The organism is Deltaproteobacteria bacterium, assembly GCA_013151235.1.
Classification (GTDB): Bacteria; CG2-30-53-67; CG2-30-53-67; order CG2-30-53-67; family CG2-30-53-67; genus JAADIO01.
On the sequence record JAADIO010000029.1, the window covers coordinates 1 to 20,374 of the forward strand.

Consider the following 20,374-nt stretch of genomic DNA (forward strand, 5'->3'; position numbering starts at 1 on the left):
TTCTGGTTGTTTTTGTTTTAGCGGACTGAAATAAACCAGATGGAAGGCTATCATGTCCTTTTTGAATGTGCGAAAAATATTTTACGTTATCACCAATTCCGGATGCGGCTTTAATATGAGAAAGCTCCTCCGAGCTTTTTTGTTTTCGATTTTCAGATGGCTATTTTCGTTTCAAGAAACGAAACCGGGTCGTATCGACCAGAGAAATCCGATTTCAACTGCTGCTTGAAGCGACTTTTTCAGGAACGACTAATTAGCCAGAATTACACTCTTAATCACAGGCACAGAACGTGTCTCCTGCTCATATTCATAGGCACCAATATCAAACAAGCCGTTTTGGGGTCTTGTGACTCCTTTGAAATCATGTAATACAATTCCGCTTGTATCCATACCGACATCAATTGCAGGAGATCCTGCAGAAAGATCAAAATTATCCGACAGGACACCGACAAAAGCTGGATTTCTCCCTGTTATATTGTTCAAAAAGCAGGAAGAAATGGTGCTGGCAGTGGTACCTTTAGTGCTGAACCATAAATTATGGTCTCCAGATACATGGGGATATTTGCCGGGATCAATATTAGTGAATGCGTACCCCTGTGTATCAACAATAATATTGTTTTTTATGGAACAGGTAACATGGCCATAGTTGCTGGTTGTATAAAACCATATACCAGCTTCACCACCCCCACCATAAGAATCACCGTAGGCATATATAGTATTGTTATATATCCTTATGGTACTTGACATCCCACGATCCCCTATCCTGATAGCAGCTTCTTCTGCATTCGCCTCATCTTTTGGCCCCTTTCCTGAATTGAGCAAAATGTTGTTATAAACATCGAATGAGCCACTCCAACAGATACTCCCATCTGCTGCACGCGATCCAATGTTGATCCCTGGTCCTCGTTGGTTTAGTACATAATTATCATGGATTTTAACGGTACCGCTAAAATTTCCACAAGTTGTTCCATATGTCTCATCATAGTTGTTCAACCCATACTTGGATTTATTGTCCTTAAGAACATTCCAACCCAATTCCCACGGACTCACATTCGTAATCGTGTTGCTGCGTATAGAAAGATATACCGTATGTTGGAACTTGGATGTCTGATCACAACCGAAATCATGTATATAATTCCCCAGGATCCTGGCATCCGACAAATAATCATAAGAAGCACAATTCGTTGAGATTGCACCTTGCTCGCCAGAAGTACATTTCCCGGGAATATCGGTTATTTCATTACCAACTATCCTGCCAGATGCCGTTGGCCTGATACCTCTCGCTGTTCCAGGATGAAGAATAGTTGTGTCTCCTACAGACGGTTCATCATAGTTACCTATTCTTATTACATACTTTGATATGACAATCCCTTTGGCTTTATATGAATCAATTCCCTGATTGTCTCCCTGTGCAGTACAACGGCTGTTCGGATAAGCGGCAAAAGCCGTCTGGTTCATCGCACCACTGACCAAATAGTCAATGCGAATGCCGGTAAGGCCACTTGAATAGGAGTTTATCTCCTGCACTCCATCAAGCACATATACAATATCCCCCGGCTGTATTTTCGTACTGGCACCATTTGTATATCTCGAGACAGTTTTCCATGGATGTACCCATGAACCATCGCCAGTGGAGTTATTCCCTGTTTCACTGACATAATATATGGAGCCCGACCGTACGGTAAACGGCAATGTATTCGACAGAATACCGTTCACCTTTAACTGAATCTGATATGTACCCTTGGTCAACGTACCGGGTACAGAAAATGCTATTTCTTGCATTTTGCTGTATGTATACAGATCAGCAGGACCTCCCGGAAGTCGCCCATCCGCGTTTTTCCAGTAATAAATATGTGCCGGAGCGATACCGCCTATTGTCAAAGTAGATGCAGCCTGACTGTTCCCAAGGTTACGACCCCAAAGAGTTACAATGGTACCCTGCCCATAACCATCATTCAGCCCACTACTCGGCCCATTTGTCATGTCAGTAAAAAACAAAACAGGAGCCGCGGCATAAGCGATAGATGTAAGGCCTAAAAACACTAATACACAAAAACTTATTATTCTTCTCATCTTAAATCTCCACCATATGGATAAAGAACAATCACAACGCTTATTGCAGAATTTATTTCTCCCGAATCAGGGTGTGCTGCTTACGACAGTAACATTATGAGGAACCGCAGGAATCGTGGATAGTTTTTTCTCTTCCGCCGTAGAAGTACGCTCACTCCCATCACTCATCACAGCCGAAATGGTGAAGTAGACCGGGTACTGCGTTATATCCACATTTGTACATGCTAATGTCGTAGCTGTCGCATCACCGGTCTCACACGCAAGCGTTTTACCGCTCATGTCCGCGCTGTAAGAATAGTACATCTTGTATCCCTGAAGATTGCTGGTGTCCGCCATTGACCAAGTAATCGTTACGGTTTTAGATGCACTCCACACCACAGAAGGGAATAGAAACAACAAAACAAAACAAGCAAGGACTGATTTTACCACTTGATTTTCCTCCATCCCGCATATTCGTATCTGCATATCACCATAAAACTGTATTTTCTCATTGTTTCCTGCATCGGATTCTCACAATTAGAACAAACACCGGAAGCAACAGAAACAGGCCATCCACCCCGTTCCCCGGCCGACCGGACAAGGCGCAACCACCACCGCCTCCACCACTTCCAGCGGAAGCCCCGGAGGATCCGGATGAATTTGAGAGGGGCTCTCCGACAAACCCAGGGTCCACGATCACACCGTTCGCCGTCTTATCGGCATCTCCCGTCCCGCCGTCGGTCAGAGTGAAACTCAGGCGGTTACCCGATACGACGGCACTCAGCTCCGTAAAACCGTTCCCCGTATCATACTTCCAGTATTCCACATCTGCAGGAAAGCTTGCCTGACTGTAGATCGTGACCGTAACGCTTCCTCCGACAGCAACGTTTTCTATCTTATATTGAAATCCGCCGTATGAAAAGTCCGCCGGGAGACTTTCCGACAGATAAGCGGAAGGACTGCTGATAAATACGGCTTCGGCAATCCGGACAGCCGAAGCGGAGACCTTCAGCGCAATCTTTCCCTTCTTCCCTTCCAATGTCACCAGCGTAGCGTCCAGACGATCCGGAACCCCATCACCATCAATGTCATTGCTCAATTCCTGGCTGTCCGGAATCCCGTCATTGTCCGAATCGGTATCCAACGCATCGATGATCCCGTCTCCATCCGAATCCAGAGGAGAAGATATATTGCCGATCTCCTGACTGTCCGGGATTCCGTCCTGGTCGCTGTCGGTCAGGTTGGGATTCAGAGCGATGGATGTCTCTTCAATGTTCGTCAATCCGTCGCCATCCTGATCACCGTTCGGACCGTCCGTATCATTCATATCAACATAGTTGGGGGCGCCGTCGTTGTCGGAGTCGCCTGTACCCTCTACGGCATCCGGTTTCCCGTCGTTGTCGGAATCAAGATCAAGGGCGTCGATCGTGCCGTCACCGTCAGAATCGATGGGAGTCTTCCCTTTGTCAAATTCCGCCTGATCGGAAATCCCGTCTCCGTCGGAATCGGCAAGGTTCGGGTTCAACCCATATGTCACCTCGGTCGAATTGCTGATTCCGTCGCCATCCTGATCACCGTTCGGACCGTCCGTATCATTCATATCAACATAGTTGGGGGCGCCGTCGTTGTCAGAGTCGCCTATACCTTCCACGGCATCCGGTTTTCCGTCGTTGTCGGAGTCGAGATCAAGGACGTCGATCGTGCCGTCACCGTCGGAATCGATAGGACGGACCCCGTTCCCCCATTCAACAAAATCCGATATTCCGTCGCCGTCCGAATCGGCAAGGTTCGGATCCAATCCATACTTAAGCTCCTGACTGTTGGAGAGTCCGTCATGATCCGGATCCGCCTGTGAATCATAAACGGTGATCATCTTGCTGACGGTTGTTTCCCCTCCATTATTATCGGTAACCCGGAGAGAGACCGCAAAACCGCCCGCCGCTGAAAAGGTGTGCGAAGGATTCGCCGTATAGGCGGAGGAATGATCACCGAAATCCCAGACATAACCGGTGACCTGCCCGTCACTGTCCGATGCGTTCGCCGTAAATGCCACAGTCAACGGGGCAACACCGGTCGTTTTGTCCGCGGTCATGGTCACGGAGGGCGGAACATTCGGATGATCGGAGACAACGATCGACTGTGAGGCGGTCGCGGTGGCCCCCTGGTTATCCGTTATCGTGAGCGTCGCCGTATAGGTGCCGGCCACACGATAGACATGCGTGGGCGCAGAACCTGAACCGCTGCTTCCGTCGCCAAAATTCCAGGCATAGGAAGCAATCGTTCCGTCCGTATCCGTCCCCAGGCCGTAGAACCGGACGGAGAGAGACACCTGTCCCTGCGTCGGCGAGGCGCTTACCGAGGCGGTAGGCGGCGAATTGCCCGAAGACGCCGCCTGCTCTACGACAACCTGGACCGTATCCGTACTGCTCGCCTTCCCGTCATTGACGGTCAGCTTGAAAACCAGCGTCTGACCGGAAAGGGCCGAAGTAGCCGAAAAGAACGGTGTGGCCGCAGTGCTGCCCAACAGGTTCACCGCCCCGCCGGAGACTTGTACCCACGAATAAGTCAGGTTATCTCCGTCCGGATCGGAGCTCCCGCTCCCATCCAGATTGACCTGGATACTCCCTCCCGTTAATTGCGATTGTGTGACCGTTTGATCTGCTCCTGCCGAAGCCGTAGGGGCGTGATTTACACTCTCGGTGGCAGTCACTTCATTGGAATAGCCGCTCTCATTCCCGCTTGTATCGTAGGATGTAACAGCAATATGGTATGTAACGCCGGCGGTCAGGCCGCTCAGTGTAAGCTCCGGATTCGCCGGGTCGGAAAGGGATGCAACCGGGACCGAGATCGGAGAATTCCCCTGGGAAAGCCCTGTACCGTTGTAGGGAGCGCCGGACCCGTCCGTATCATAATAAATCCTGTACCCGGCAAGATCGCTGCAGGCAGTTCCATCGGCATTGGTCGTCGTCTGATCCCAGGCAACGGTCACGGAAGCCTCGGCAAACCCTGGTCGGAGAGAAACCACCAGAAAACAAAGGATCAAAAAGATCAAGCTTTTACTTCGGATTGTCTCCATTCGTAAAGCTTTCATAAATCTACCTCACCACAAAAAAAGGCCGCCAGGAAAACTTCCTCTGGCGACCCGGCCGACATAGAAACAGAAAAGGGGAATCGGGAAATAGGAATTGGAAAAACAAGGGCAACCCCATACCCATCACCGTTTCATTAGTCCCGAGGCTCTGCGTCCCGCGGTTTCCCGCGGTTTGCTCTGAGCAAAGGAAAACTATTTTATATCAGTATGTTACACCTCATTTCCTCCACAAAAAAACCCAGCATACCGAAAAAGGCATCCTGGGTAAAAGTCCTCGGGCATCCTGCCGCCCACTATTTTACCACTTCGGGAGGTCATGACCGACCTTAATGATAAGGCCTCACAACTCTGCGATCCCGGCCTTCCGACCGGAACTGCCTTTATCGGTGGTTCTATTTTAAACATTACCCTCACTCGTCAATAATGTCAATGTCAATTTTTGACACCTTGATCGTGGAGGTACTGCAAGGCAAATGCCAATAACACCACGCAAAGCTCAGGTTCTCAAAACCCCTTTGTTTCCCATATGTTGTGTAATTATAAAAACGTTCATACAACATCTGGCGTTAAATGTCAACAAATAATGCATGTTTTTTTGTACAATTCGCCTGAATAGCTGTATCGGATAAGATACATTCCTTGGGGATAAAGCAAATTCAGAAAACCAAAAGATCCCTCCCGGCCAATCGGATCATGTATAATAAAATCACGTAATATTCAGGCTGACAAATAACGTGAGGTCTATAAGATGAGGCCTGAACAACCCATCCCCGTCGAAGGCTATGACCAACGGCAGGAGCATCTTCACTCCCGCTGTCTGCATATCGGCCGGCTTATCGCAATCCTGGTTCTAGCGTCGTTACTCTCTTACGGCTTCTTCGTTGAGCCGCACAGGTTACGTACGGTCACAGTAACCATCCGGGACCGGGATATGGCCGATGTGCTTGGAGGTCTACGGATCATCCAGATGAGTGATCTTCACCTCGGCAGCAATTCAACGATCACCCCGAAAGAGATATTCGCCATCCTGCAGAAAATCCGGCCGGACCTGATCCTCCTTACAGGGGACCTGGTGGACTGGAGCAGAAGCGACAAGGACTATGATGAGGTCTTCGACTTTTTATCTCACCTCCATGCACCACTTGGGGTCTTTGCCGTAATGGGGGATGCCGACTATTCCAGTACCCGCCGCTCCTGTGAATACTGTCACCGGAAGGAAAGCGGTCTGCCCGTCGAAGACCATGACGTAAGGTTTCTGCGGAACAAGCTATGGCCTCTGAAAGGAAGGAATGGAAGACCATTCATGCTGGCCGGCGTCGGATGGAAGGCGGACAACGCGCGAAAGAAGAAGTTACTCCAATCAATCCCTCCGAAAATCCCGGCGATTATGCTGGCCCACTCCTCGGTTATTTTCCGAAAAATCCCGGCATCAAGAAATATTTTGGTTCTTTCCGGCGACACACACGGGGGACAGATCCGTCTTCCAAGCTTTTTGTGGAAGATACTGGCCCTCAAACCGGATCCGGAGCACATGTACGGTCTCTATCATGAAGGTCGCAAGATCCTGTACGTGAGCAGTGGAGTGGGAACATCGGAGATTCCGTTCCGCCTCGGCATGCCGCCGGAGATCGTTCTGTTTCAGTTCATCCCGTGAAGGAGGGAGGTTGTTGTGAGCAAGAAGATTCTCAACCTCGGGGTATTGCTCTTGATGCTATTGCTTTTCTGTGCGGCATGCCGTTCAGAAAAGCCGGGCATGCAATATGATTTCGAATCCCGGGATGATCTGGACAGTCTGCAATGGAAGTGCGGGACGATCTTTTCCCTCTCCGGAGAACATGCCACGTCAGGCAGACATTCACTCAAAATGGAGCTGTATCCATCCGACTATCCCGGCCTGACTCTCTCCGGTTTCAACCCAGACTGGTCGGGAGCAAGCATCCTGCACATCGATCTTTTCAACCCCGGCAGGGATCCCCTCCGCATCACGATTCGAATCGATGACCGAGCCAACCCGCCATACATTGACCGCTTCAACCACTCCTTCCATATCGCACCCGGGATGAATCATCTTGCCGTTCCGTTGCAAACTCTCGTAACTTCGGGGAGAAAACGGCACCTGGAAACGGCACACATTACAAAACTCGTTATTTTCATAAGCCACCCCGAAAGAAAGCAAACCCTTTACATCGACAATATACAAACGGAATGATCCTGACACGTAAACAGAAAAACAACATCTTTCCGTTGGACTCTGCCTGCAAACTATGCAATAATCCCGGCAACTTCATTATTATCATAGAGTTAGAAGATGATAAACGCCCTTTCCGTCGACGTGGAAGAATATTTTCAGGTATCCGCCTTTGACCAGGTGATCGACCGGCGAAGATGGCCAGCACTGGAAAGCCGCCTTGCCAACCCCCTCCACAGGATCCTGGACCTCTTCGATCGCTATAAAACAAATGCTACCTTCTTTGTCCTGGGTTGGATCGCAGAGCGTCACCCGGCGCTGATCGGCGAGATCCATGCACGAGGCCACGAAATCGCCTCCCACGGATATGAGCACCGGCTGATCTATGAAAGCTCTCCGAATCACTTCGCGGGAGACCTTGAAAGATCCCGGAAGACTCTGGAGGATATCACCGGACATGGTATTCTCGGATACCGTGCCCCCAGCTATTCCATTACACGCGAAAACATGTGGGCCTTTGATGCCCTGATCGAACAGGGGTTCGTATATGATTCCAGTATCTTTCCGATCCATCACGATCGTTACGGCATATCCGGCAGTCCCCGTTTTCCCTATACGATCAGGCGTAAAAACGGCCGGATCCTGGAGTTTCCCCTCTCGACGGCACGCATTATGGGCGGCAATATCCCGGTCGCGGGAGGGGGCTACCTCCGTCTCTTCCCTTTCCCACTTATTCGTTGGGGGCTGCGACACATCAACCGCAAGGAAAAAGAACCTTTCATCCTCTATTTTCATCCATGGGAGATCGACCCGGAACAACCACGGCAGGCGGTCAATGCTGTAACCCGTTTCCGCCACTATCACAACCTCAACCGGATGGAAGGAAAGATCGAGCATCTCCTGCAGGAATTCACCTTTACTTCCGTCTCCGGTTTACTAAAAGTGCTCTTCTCCCACGACTATACAGAGACAACGGGGACCGCGACATGATGGTAACAGCGCTGTTGATCCTTTGCATGCTGATCACTTCCGTCACGGCTTTGCTGCTGCTCACGCGTGAACGGAAAAGTATTGCATTGAAAACGCTGGGGCAAACGGCCGGGTTGCATGCATTCATTATCCTCTGGCTGTTCCTCTCCTGGAACGGGTTCCTCCCCTTTCTCACTCTTTTGCCGCTGCGGATTGTCCTCTCCCTTTTCTCGCTGACGCTCTATACCTCGGTCCTCTTTTCTTTCCATCATGTCCGTTTTGAACGACCGCTCCTTCCCGGGATTCAACGAATCGCATTACCTGTATCGGCTTTTCTGGCCGCACTCTTTTTTCTCCTCTCCTTCCATCCGATACTCCTGGCCGAAAAGACACTGCTTAACGGCCGGATCGCACTCCGTTTCGGGCCGGCAGGAACCCTCTTCGGCATCGCAACCATCCTCTGTCAGTTGATCATTCTCTTTCAGATGGAGCAAACCTTTCGCTCCGCCTCAACAAATCAACGGATCCGGCTCAAATTTCTCATCCTGGGAATTGCCTGCGGCAGTCTGTATCTCCTTTTTCTGGCCGGCAGGATTCTCCTGTATCATTCCATCGCAATTGATTATCTGGTCGCCGGCGCCGTCGTCGCTTCGGCCTGCTGGTTGATGATCCTTTTTGCAATGGTTCGACATCGTTTATTGCAGGCGGATCTCTTTATCTCCCGACAGGTCGTTTTTACTTCCGTTGCGGCCTTCGGAATCGGTCTTTATCTCTTCGTTGCAGGAATGATTGGATTCTTCATCCGTTCCCGGCGGAGTCAATGGGACCTGCTGATCACGATTATCTTCGTCGCCCTGACCATTATTTTTTTCGCCATGCTCCTTTACTCCCCCGTCCTGCAACGACGGATCAAACATTTCATCCACACCCACTTCTACCGTTACCAGTATGACTACCGAGAGGAATGGAAGGAATTCACCCGGAAGATCATTGCCGCCCGGGACCTTCCCCAACTCCTCGAAGGGGTCATCGAAATGATCTCCGAAACCCTTTGGATCAACCAGCTCTCCCTCTGGCTCTTTAATGAAAAGACGGGGATTCTGACATTTACCACCAGCCGCAACCTTCCCAGGAAGGCCCAATTCGTCCGCAGGGAATCCCCGCTGGTGGCCTCCCTGCTCCGTACCGGCACCCCCTTTACCACACAATCGTCACGAGGAAGGAAGACCGCAGAAGCAATGAAGGATTTCTTCCAGCGATACCAGATCTCGATGATCGTTCCGCTCAAACTGGGCAAACGGCTGGTCGGGATGATCACATTAGGCCCCACGATGAAAGGAACCGACTATACGGATGAGGACGGGGAGCTCCTGACCATGATCGCGGATCAGGCCGCCGGCGCCATTATCAGCGCCCAGTTAATCGAGGAGATCGGCCGGACCAAGGAAGAAGAGTCCTTCAACAAGATCTCCTCCTTCCTGGTTCATGATCTGAAAAACCTGGTCTCTTCCCTGTCGCTGGCCCTGCAGAATGCCAAGCGGAACATTGCCAATCCCGCTTTCCAGATGGACCTCCTCTCAACATTGGTGAATACCATCGAGAAAATGCAGACCCTCATCGAGAAACTCTCCACACTTCCGAAGGAACTGGTGATCCACAAGGAACCGGTCAACATCAACCGGTTGATTCGGGAAGCCATAGAGAGTTCCCGTGTAGACAACCTGCGGAATGTGGAACTGCACACGGAACTGAATGAACTCCCCCTGATCCAGGCGGATGGCGAATATGTGAAAAAGGTCCTGGTCAATCTGATTCTGAACGCCGTCCAGGCACTGCCGAACGGCAGGGGAAGGATCGAGATCTCCTCTTACGACAGCGACGGCTATGTCCGAGCCGAGGTCCTGGACGATGGAGAAGGAATGTCGGACGAGTTTATCACCCAGGAACTCTTCAAGCCCTATCGCTCGACAAAGAAGAAGGGATTGGGAATCGGTCTTTTCCAATGCAAGACCATTATGGAAGCCCACGGCGGAAAGATTGAAGTCCACAGCCTGCCGCAACGGGGCTCTCAATTTATCCTGAGTTTTCCCATTGCATAGGAGCATCCCATGACAGGATCAGGCTATCGATGGATGCAGGTCGGAGATATCAACGCCTTTTTCGGCCTCATGATCGACAACATGTCCGACCTGGTCATCATGGCCGGCATCCTGATCGGGGTCTTCGGCTTTCCCCGGGAACTCGTCCTGTACCGCATGATTCCCGGCACGGCCGTCGGCGTCCTGGCGGGTGATCTTTTCTATAGCTACCTGGCCTTCCGTCTCGCCCGAGAAACGGGACGAAGCGACGTGACCGCCATGCCCCTGGGGCTTGATACCCCTTCCACCTTCGGTCTCGCCTTCGGAATCATCGGCCCGGCCTACCTAAAGTTCAAAGACCCGATTCTGGTCTGGAAGATCGCTATGTCCGTCATTATTCTCATGGGACTCATCAAAGTCATCGGTGCCGGGTTCGGTCCGGCTATCCGCCGCGTGGTCCCCCGTGCGGGACTTTTGGGGTCCATCGCCGCCGTCGCCCTGATGCTGATCGCCTTTCTGCCCGCGCTGAAGGTCTTCGCCGATCCCGTCGTCGGCTTCGTCTCCCTCGGGATCATCCTGATGACCCTGATCGCAAAGATCCGGTTTCCGCTGCGCATACCGGGTGCCCTGGCCGCCGTTCTTGCGGGAAGCCTTCTTTACTATCTCCTGCAATGGACGGGGCTTGCCGCCATGGCCCCGGCACCCGTGTCGGAACTCCACTTGAGTTTCCGTTTCCCCTGGCCGAGCCTTGGATTTCTGGGAGGACTGTCGGCGGCCCTGCGCTATCTTCCCGTGGCCATTCCCTTTGCGATTGCAATTGTGGTGGGCGGCATCGATGTTACCGAGTCCGCGGCAGCGGCCGGTGATGAATACAGCAGCCGGACCCTCCTCTTTGCCGACGGCATCGGCACCATCCTCTCCGGTCTCTGCGGCGGCGTCATCCAGAGTACCCCTTACATCGGTCACCCCGCCTACAAGGAGATGGGCGGGCGGGCCGGCTATACCCTGGCCACGGCACTCTTTATCGGATTAGGCGGCATGTTCGGCTATCTCTCCTTTTTCGTCGACCTTCTTCCCGAGGCCGCCGTCGCCCCGATCCTCATCTTTATCGGCCTGGAAATTACCGCTCAGGCATTTGAGGCGACCCCTTCCCGCCATGCCCGGGCGGTGGCAATCGCCTTTCTCCCGGTCATCGCCAACCTCCTCTCCATCGAAATGGCGAACCTGCTCTCCAACATCGGAAAAACAGCGGCCGACCTGACGGGTCATGCCGCCGTAACCTATCAAAGTATTCTGGTCCTGGGAAACGGATTTATTCTCTCTTCGCTTCTGTGGGGTGGAGCCGTTGCCCACATCATCGACAAAAAGCTCAAGACAGCGGCTTTCTACTTCACCCTCGCGGGTCTCTGTTCCCTCTTCGGAATCATTCACTCCCCCCTTTCCGACGGAGAGATCTTTCTTCCCTGGCACATCGCTTCGGCCGTACCCTACCGGCTCTGTGCCGGCTACCTTCTGACCGCCCTGCTCCTCTTGTCCCTTCATCCGGCCGGTTCGAAAGCCGCCCACAACGGAGAAAATGTTTCCCGGAATTTTCATTGAAGAAAACCGCCGAAAATGGTAATTTAACAATTCTTTTTTTCAAACCTGTATCGGGTGATTCAACGATGAACGAAGAGATGATCGATCGTGTTTCCAGACCGTCGCGCTATATCGGTCGGGAGATCAACACAATCCATAAGAATCCACACGAAGTCGAGGTGAAAATCGCCCTCGCTTTTCCCGACACTTACGAGATCGGCATGTCCCACCTGGGGTTGAAAATCCTTTATGACATTCTGAACCGTAGGGAGGATACCCTGGCCGAACGGGTCTATGCCCCCTGGAAGGATATGGAGACAGTCCTTCGGAGCGAAGGCAGGCCGCTGACCACCCTTGAATCCTCGACATCGCCGGCCGAGTTTGACCTGATCGGTTTCACCCTCCAGTACGAAATGAGCTATACCAATATCCTGAATATGCTCGACCTGGCGGGGCTTCCCCTTCGGGCTACCGAACGGGATGAACGCCACCCCCTGATCGTCGGGGGAGGTCCCTGCGCCTTCAATCCCGAACCTTTGTCCGATTTTTTCGATCTCTTCGTCATCGGCGACGGAGAGGAAGTCCTCCACGAGATCATCGAGGTTTTCCGAACATACCGGGTCGGCACAAGGTCGAAGCTTCTGCAGGAACTCGCCCGGCTGGAGGGGATCTATGTCCCGGCCCATTTTTCGATCACCTATCACAACGATGGGCGGATTGCCGAGATTCGGAATGTCACGGGGGGGAAAGACCGGATTCACAAACGGCTTGTCACCGACCTGAACGCAACACCTTATCCCTGCGCTCCGATCCTTCCCTACATGAAAACCGTCCATGACCGGGTCGCCCTTGAGATCTCCAGGGGATGCACACAGGGATGCCGTTTCTGCCAGGCCGGGATGATCTACCGTCCCGTCCGGGAACGGAAGATCGGCACCCTTCTTGATATTCTGGAAAGATCGGTGGAGAGTACGGGACATGAAGAGGCCTCTCTCACTTCTCTTTCGAGCGGTGATTATACCGCCCTTCCCCAGCTGGTCGATTCGGTCCTGCGTTTCGCCGAGGAACGGCACATCGGGGTTTCCCTTCCCTCTCTCCGCCCGGGGACCCTGACCGCAGGTATTATTGAAGCGATCCGAAAGGTCCGGAAGACCGGTTTTACCATCGCTCCGGAAGCCGGGACTCAGCGGTTGCGGGACGTAATCAACAAGGGAATCGGAGAAGAAGAGATCTTCGACACCCTCCGGAAGGTCTTTGAGGCCGGGTGGGAATCGATTAAACTCTATTTCATGATCGGCCTGCCTACGGAGACGGGAGAAGACCTGCAGGGAATCGTCGACCTGGTCCATCGGGCGTTGAAGGTCGCGCGTATCGCCAACCCGAAACTGAAACGGATCAGCGTCAGCCTCTCCCCTTTCGTTCCGAAGCCGCATACGCCTTTCCAGTGGTCTGTGCAGGACAGCCCTGATGAGATCAACAAAAAATACGAATTCTTGAAGAAGCATCTGAAAAACCGGAAGATCCAGATCAAGTGGCATGACCCGGAAATCAGTATGCTCGAAGGGATTATCTCCCGGGGAGACCGGAGAATCGGTCGTGTCCTGCAGGCGGCATGGGAGGAAGGATGCCGCTTCGATGGATGGACGGAGGAGTTTGATCCGGCCAAATGGGAGTCCGCCTTCAGGAAAGAAGGGATTGACCCCGCCTTCTACCTCTACCGAAACCGGGCCTGTGAAGAAGTGCTTCCCTGGGACCTGATCGATACGGGGATCTCCAGGGACTTTCTGAAGGAAGAATTCAACCGGGCCCTCCGGACGGAGCTGACTCCCGATTGCCGGAAAGGAACATGCAGTCTTTGCGGTGTCTGCACAAAAGAGATCCGGAACGTCTTTGCCGAACCGCCGGAAGAAAAGAACCCCCGCAGCACCCTGTCGAGCCGGAAGGGTCGTATTTCCGTTAAACGGTTCCGGGTTCGCTATTCCCGGAAAGGGCGGCTCCGGTTCCTCTCTCACCTGGAGATGATCAGCGTCATTCTCCGCTCCTTCGCCCGTGCGGCGATTTCCCTCGAATATTCGAAGGGGTTTCATCCCCATCCGAAAATCGCCATGGGGCCGGCTCTCCCGGTCGGCGTGGAGGGCAATACCGAATATTTTGACGTCAATGTGGAAGGAACCCTCTTCGAAGAACCACTATCCGAACGGTTGAACCGGGTCCTTCCGGAAGGGATCAGGATCACGGGCGTCAACTGGATTCCTCATCAGGCACCGGCCATCTCTTCCATCATTCGTTTCGGAGAATACCGGATGGAACTCCCGAAAGATCTCGTCCCCCTTGACCCCCGGAGGAAAGTTCAGGACTTCCTCGACCGGACGGAGATCCCCTTCACCCGGCGGCGGAAGAGAAAAGAAAAACGTTTTGATCTGAAGCCGATGATCGGCTCCCTGAAAGTTGTAACGGAGACGGACAACAGCTTTTCCCTTGTTACGCTGATCCGGACGGGCGACCAGGGAGGGCTGCGGCCCGATGAACTCCTTCGGGCACTCTTTGACCTTTCAGAGGAGAACCTTCAAAGAATCCGAATTCTGCGGACCGGGCTTTTTACGGACCGGGAAAAGTCAAGCCCCTTTGAGGAACGGCTGGTGCAACCGGCCTGAATTCGATTTTGGGGCAACGGAAGCCGGCCGGGAAGCCGGCATTTCTGAGGGAGCGTCTCGTGACCACCGAATTGATCGTCAACTCCACCATGCACGAAACCCGGGTCGCCATGATCGAGAACAATAATGTCATGGAGATCTATATCGACCGAAAGAAAGAACGGGGAGTCGTCGGCAACGCCTACAAGGGCCGGGTGATCAAGGTCCTTCCCGGGATGCAGGCGGCCTTCGTCGATATCGGTCTGGAAAAATCCGCTTTCCTCTACGTCTCGGATATCTACAATCACCTTGAACTCTTTCCGCAGATGATGACCGATTCGGAATACGAAGAGGACGACATCGAGGGCGAAGTCTCCCGGATTGAGTATAAAGCCCCGATTGAAGACCTGCTTCGGGAGGGACAGGAGATCATCGTTCAGATCTCCAAGGAGCCGATCGGTTCCAAAGGAGCCCGGGTCACCTCCTACATCTCCCTGCCCGGCCGGTATCTTGTCTATATGCCCTCGGTGGACCACGTCGGAATTTCCCGGAAGATCGAAAACGAAGAAGAACGAAAACGACTCAAGGATACCATTCTGAAAATGAAAGAACCCGAAGAGGGGTACATCGTCCGGACCGTCAGTGAAGGAAAAACCGAAGAGGAGTTCCGGGCGGACAAACAGTTCCTCAATCGGCTCTGGGTCAACATCCAGAAAAAGGCGGAACTCGCCTCCGCCCCCTGCCTTCTGCACAGCGATCTTGATCTGACCTTCCGGGTCATCCGTGATCTCTTCACCACGGAGATCGACCGCATGGTCATCGATTCTCCGACGGAATACCGCCGGGTCAAGGAATTCGTCACCAACTTCCTTCCGAACCTGAAGGAAAAAATCGAACTCTACAACGAACCGGAACCAATCTTCGATGCCTATGGAGTGGAAGTGGAGATTTCCCGTTCGCTGAAACGCCGGGTCTGGCTGAAATCCGGCGGCTATATCGTCATTGACCAGACTGAGGCGCTGGTCACCATCGATGTCAACACCGGACGCTATGTGGGGAAACGAAACCTGGAGGATACGATCTTTAAAACCAACCTCGAAGCCGCCCGGGAAATTGCCTACCAACTGCGGCTCAGGAATATCGGCGGAATCATTATCATCGACTTCATCGATATGGAGGAAAAGAAAAATCAGCAGATCCTGTTTAACACCCTCGAAAAAGCCCTCCAAAATGACCGGGCCAAGACCACCATCTACGAGATCTCGGAACTCGGCCTGGTCCAGATGACCCGGAAACGAGTCCGGGAAAATCTCGGCAGGATTCTTATGGAACCCTGCAGTTACTGTGAAGGAGAGGGTTTCATCAAGTCGAAGACCACCGTCTGTTACGACATCTTCCGGGAAGTCCGCCGGATCGCCCCGCTGACCAAAGAGAAAAAGATCCTGATCATCGCCCAGGTCGATGTCGCCGACATGCTTTACGACGAGGAACGCCGCGGTGTGGAAGAACTGGAAAACCGGTACAAGAAACGGATCATCATCAAGAGTGAAGCGGAATTTCATCAGGAACAGTTTGAAGTGATGCTGACCAACTGATTTCCCGAAAGGCACATCCGGACAGGGAAAGCCGCTGGTTTGACACCCGTGGAACTTTTCAATACAATCGGATCCCGGAAACAGATCAACTTTCAAAAGACGCTCAACAATGATCAAAGGTTTCTCCATAAGGAAGAAACTGATCGTGGCCTTCATCCTGATCGGGGTCTTTCCCATGCTGATCGCGACCTATGTCGGCATTAAGATCGCATCGGTCAGGCTGGAAAAAGGGATTGAGGAACGGATCAATTACGCGGGGAAATCCGCGGTCTACCTCCTGGCCCAGAAAAAAACCGAACTCGCGGGAGTGGCCAAGTCTTTCGCCGATGATCCCCGGTTGCGCCAGGCCATCCAGGGGGGGGTGAACATCAAGTTCCTCTGGTTCGACACTCCCCTGAAAGTCCTGCTCTACAATGCCCGGGGAAAGATGATCTTCTCCAGCGCCGACATCCATCTTCCCCGCCCTCTTCATCCCGAAAAGGGGATGACCCTGATCAGGAACAAAACCGGCAAGGCGGGCTGGCCCCTGCTGGTCTATCTTCTTCCGGTATCGGACAAGGGGAAACCGATCGGCACCATCATGACCGGCTATACCCTTAACCAGGAGTTTCTCAACAATCTGAAAAGCATGACCGGTGTTGAATCGATTCTGCTGAAAAAAGATGCCGCCGGTTCCTACCGTTCGCTTGGCTCGAAAGACCGGCTCGATCTCGATGAGACGACTCTCCAGCGTGTGGTGAAGGAAAAACGGCAGGCCTTCATTCGGAACGCTGCGCTGCACAGGGGGGGAAACCGCCACGACTACTATGCCCTCCTGACCCCACTGCCCGATGCAGACGGAAAGGTCTCCCTCCTCCTGTTCAACGGAATTCCCGCGTCGGAAACACTGGGCGGGAAACTTTCCTCCGCCCGATTTTACTACATCCTTATCCTCCTCGGTCTGGCCTTGTCGGTCATCACCGGCTCCGCAGTGGCAACCGGGATCTCCTGGCCGATTCTTCGTTTCTCCCAGGGGGTCCGGGCGATCAGCGCAGGCGATTATAACCAGAAGATTCACATCCACAGCAAAGATGAAATCGGCATTCTGGCGGATTCCTTCAACCGGATGACCGACCGCCTCAGGGAAACGATCGCCCAGTTGGTCGAAAACCGGAACTATACTGAGAACATCCTGAAAAGCCTTTTAAACGGTGTTATCACGATCGACCCGCTCAACCGGATTGTTCGGGTGAACCGGGCCGCCGAACAGATTCTCAACCTGCCGCAGGAATCCATCGTGGGTCGGACCTTTTCGGAGGTCTTTCATCAAGACCCCAAACTTCAAAAGCTGATCCGGGACAGCCTCGACCATCGCCGGATGAAGGAAGGGATCGAAACGGAGCTGCACCGGGAGGACGGGAAAACAATTCCCATTGAATTGAGTCTCTCCCTCCTCGAAGAAAGCAGCGACTCCTCCTCCGGAAAAGGGGGCGGCCTCGTTCTTCTGGTCCGGGACCTGACGGAGATTCAGGTACTCAAGGAACATATCCGGCGGCAAGACCGGCTGGCAGCCCTCGGAGAACTCTCCGCCGGCATTGCCCATGAAATTCGGAATCCTCTCGGGATCATCAAAGGAGCGGCGGGTCTGCTCCGGAAGGAATCCTTTTCCCAAAGTGCAAAAACGGAGGAACTGACTTCAGTCATTCTCGAAGAGGTGGACCGCCTGAACGAAGTCATCAGCGACTTTCTGGAATTCGCCCGCCCGAAACCTCCCCTCTTCAAACCACAGAATATCAACGAACTGATCCGGAATACCCTCCAGATGGTTGCTCTGCAGATCGACGAGCAGAAGACCCGCATCAAAGAACGGCTGGAACCGGGACTGCCTCCGATTCTGGCCGACGAACACCAGATGCACCAGATCTTCCTGAACCTCCTGCTGAATGCCCTGCAGGCAACCGACCGGGGAGACACCATAACCATTGAAAGTCGTTTTCTTCCTGAGGAAGGACAGATTCAGGTCCGTTTCTCCGATACGGGGATCGGGATCCCCGAACATGATCGGAAGAAGGTCTTTAATCCGTTTTTCACAACCCGGGAAGGCGGAACCGGCCTGGGCCTTTCCGTCGTCAGCCAGATTGTGGAAAATCATCATGGCAAGATCTTTTTAACCGGCGAAGAGGGAAAGGGAAGCTGTTTCACCCTCCGTTTCCCCGTCCAGAATATTCCGGCGGTGGAAAACCATCCCGCAAGTTAGTTTTTCCGGAAAGGTATCGAAAAGATGGAAGAAATACTGGTGATCGACGATGAGAAGAAAATGCACCGCATCCTGCAGCTTGCCCTCGAAGGAATCGGCTGCCGGGTCCGGACGGCCGGAACCGGAATGGAAGGTGTGGATCTGGCCCGAAGCCGGCTTCCCGCCCTCGTCATTACCGACATGAAAATGCCCGGCATGTCGGGGATGGATGTACTGGAAGAGATGAAAAAGATCGACGACCAGGTCCCCGTTATTATCATGACCGCCTACGGAACCGTACAGACCGCCGTGGATGCCATGAAAGCCGGTGCCTTCGACTATATACTAAAGCCCTTCGACATCGCCGAGATGGAGGTCATTACCCGAAAGGCGCTGGAATACCGGAAGCTTTCCCGGGAGATCGTGCAACTCCGCTCCGAGCTACAGTCCAAATACCGCTTCGATAACATCATCGGGAAGAGCCCCGGCATGCAGCGAATCTTCAATCTGATTACACAGATCGCCCCGACCAAGAGCACCATCATGATCCGGGGGGAAAGCGGGACCGGCAAGGACCTGATCGCAGGATCCATTCACTGTCACAGCGACCGGGCCTCTACCCCCTTCATCAAGCTCAACTGCGGCGCCATTCCCGGCACCCTGCTGGAATCGGAACTCTTCGGCTACGAGAAAGGGGCCTTCACCGGTGCAGACCGCCAGAAACCGGGCCGCTTTGAGCTGGCCGACGGCGGGACCCTCTTCCTCGACGAGATCGGAGATATGGACGCAGCACTCCAGGTCAAACTTCTGCGGGTCCTCCAAAACGGAGAACTGGAGCATCTCGGCGGGACCCGAACCCTTCAGGTCGATGTTCGTGTTATTGCCGCCACCAACACCAATCTTGAACAACGGATGCGGGAAGGACGCTTCCGGGAAGATCTCTACTACCGGATCAATGTCGTTCCTATTGAAATCCCGCCCCTCCGGGAACGGCGCGAGGATATCCCGCTTCTCGTCCATTTTTTCATGGACAAATATGCGAAAGAAATGAACCGGGGGGAAAAGAATATTACCTCCGAAGCGATGGAGCAGTTCATCCATTACGACTGGCCCGGAAATATCCGGGAACTGCAAAATATGATCGAACGGGCCATCGTCCTCAGCCGATCCGACACCCTTTCCCCCCGTTCTTTCAGCTTCCCCGATCAGCAAAGTCGTTCCTCGGGCCACCGTGAGGAGGTTCGGATCCCGAAGGAGGGGATTTCACTGACACAGGTCGTGGAAGAACTGGAAAAGGCCTATCTGCAGAAAGCCTTGATCCAATCCGGAGGCATTCAGACAAAAGCCGCCGATCTGTTAGGAATTACCCGCAAAATTTTGCGCTACAAGATGGAAAAGTTCGGTCTTTGACACAACCTTTTTGATTTTTCTCTTCGGCCTCTGCGACTGATTCCTGTTTTTGATCTTGACTTTTTTTAAGTCCCCCCTATCCCCCCTTCACGAACTGCCTGTTACTCTTTTCCCTTTCCCCGTGCCCCCCGAGTTCCCCATGGTGAATGCTTTTTGCCTGGTTTATTGTTGTCAAGCATTCTTTCTTTTCTGCCTTAGCTTTTTCTCCACACACCTCCAGCCGTCATTTGCTCTCAGGATAACATTTCATCCTTCCAAAGTTGCTTAACTCATTGTTTTCGTTCATTTTCTTTGCTCGTCCAAAGAAAACGAACCAAAAGAAAAGACGCCCGATCACTCGGTCCCGCATTCGCGGATTCGCGGGACTCCCCTGCGCTTCTCGAAAGGCCGGGGGGCTCGATAACACGCTTCGCGTGGTCGCCCCTGAACGGTCTATCTCGTTGGATTCCCGGGCATGGTGAGCTCAGTCGAACCACACGATCTCGCCCTTTTTCCCGACCTTTCTGCGATGCTCGGCTGCGTGAAGGGGTTACTCTCCCCCTACGGGGGAGCATAGGAAAAACCC

At 52.9% G+C, this 20,374-nt stretch carries 11 protein-coding genes, 1 pseudogene and 1 riboswitch; of the genes and pseudogenes, 9 read left to right on the forward strand and 3 right to left on the reverse strand.

The annotated features are described in order from the left end of the window. Window positions 1-249: 249 nt before the first annotated feature. The 3 genes from GXP58_05480 to GXP58_05490 all read right to left on the reverse strand — a co-directional run bounded on the left by GXP58_05480 (window position 250) and on the right by GXP58_05490 (window position 5,143). Complete coding sequence (locus tag GXP58_05480) at window positions 250-2,073, reverse strand: hypothetical protein (GenBank protein NOY53058.1); 1,824 nt, start codon at window positions 2,071-2,073, stop codon at window positions 250-252. 66 nt (window positions 2,074-2,139) lie between these two features. Next, window positions 2,140-2,517 carry a hypothetical protein gene (locus GXP58_05485; GenBank protein NOY53059.1) on the reverse strand — a complete coding sequence of 126 codons (378 nt, stop codon included), beginning with the start codon at window positions 2,515-2,517 and terminating at the stop codon, window positions 2,140-2,142. Window positions 2,518-2,560: 43 nt separating this feature from the next. Further along, window positions 2,561-5,143, reverse strand: a complete 2,583-nt coding sequence (locus tag GXP58_05490) for a PKD domain-containing protein (protein NOY53060.1) — start codon at window positions 5,141-5,143, stop codon at window positions 2,561-2,563. A gap of 42 nt (window positions 5,144-5,185) precedes the next feature. Continuing rightward, window positions 5,186-5,330, reverse strand: a riboswitch (cyclic di-GMP riboswitch). Between the two features lie 561 nt (window positions 5,331-5,891). Between GXP58_05490 and GXP58_05495 the strand changes: the two genes are divergently transcribed. From GXP58_05495 to GXP58_05535, 9 genes and pseudogenes are all read left to right on the forward strand, one after another. Next, complete coding sequence (locus tag GXP58_05495) at window positions 5,892-6,797, forward strand: hypothetical protein (protein ID NOY53061.1); 906 nt, start codon at window positions 5,892-5,894, stop codon at window positions 6,795-6,797. A 15-nt stretch (window positions 6,798-6,812) separates the two neighbouring features. Then, a complete protein-coding gene (locus GXP58_05500; GenBank protein NOY53062.1) occupies window positions 6,813-7,352 on the forward strand; it encodes a hypothetical protein in 540 nt (179 codons plus the stop codon). 99 nt (window positions 7,353-7,451) lie between these two features. Further along, entirely contained in the window at window positions 7,452-8,321 is an 870-nt protein-coding gene (locus GXP58_05505) for a DUF3473 domain-containing protein (protein ID NOY53063.1), read from the forward strand. Beyond that, the gene (gene prsK, locus GXP58_05510; GenBank protein ID NOY53064.1) at window positions 8,318-10,399 is read left to right on the forward strand and encodes a PEP-CTERM system histidine kinase PrsK; all 2,082 of its coding nucleotides are present in this window, start codon (window positions 8,318-8,320) and stop codon (window positions 10,397-10,399) included. Before GXP58_05505 ends, prsK begins: the two co-directional genes overlap by 4 nt. A 9-nt stretch (window positions 10,400-10,408) precedes the next feature. Next, a pseudogene (locus GXP58_05515) lies at window positions 10,409-11,902 on the forward strand (MFS transporter). Between the two features lie 140 nt (window positions 11,903-12,042). Beyond that, window positions 12,043-14,610, forward strand: coding sequence for a TIGR03960 family B12-binding radical SAM protein (locus GXP58_05520; GenBank protein ID NOY53065.1), 2,568 nt, complete (start codon window positions 12,043-12,045; stop codon window positions 14,608-14,610). A 59-nt stretch (window positions 14,611-14,669) separates the two neighbouring features. Continuing rightward, a complete protein-coding gene (locus GXP58_05525) occupies window positions 14,670-16,184 on the forward strand; it encodes an Rne/Rng family ribonuclease (protein NOY53066.1) in 1,515 nt (504 codons plus the stop codon). A 109-nt stretch (window positions 16,185-16,293) separates the two neighbouring features. Next, window positions 16,294-18,420, forward strand: a complete 2,127-nt coding sequence (locus GXP58_05530) for a PAS domain-containing protein (protein NOY53067.1) — start codon at window positions 16,294-16,296, stop codon at window positions 18,418-18,420. Window positions 18,421-18,444: 24 nt separating this feature from the next. Beyond that, complete coding sequence (locus GXP58_05535; protein NOY53068.1) at window positions 18,445-19,809, forward strand: sigma-54-dependent Fis family transcriptional regulator; 1,365 nt, start codon at window positions 18,445-18,447, stop codon at window positions 19,807-19,809. Window positions 19,810-20,374 lie beyond the last annotated feature (565 nt).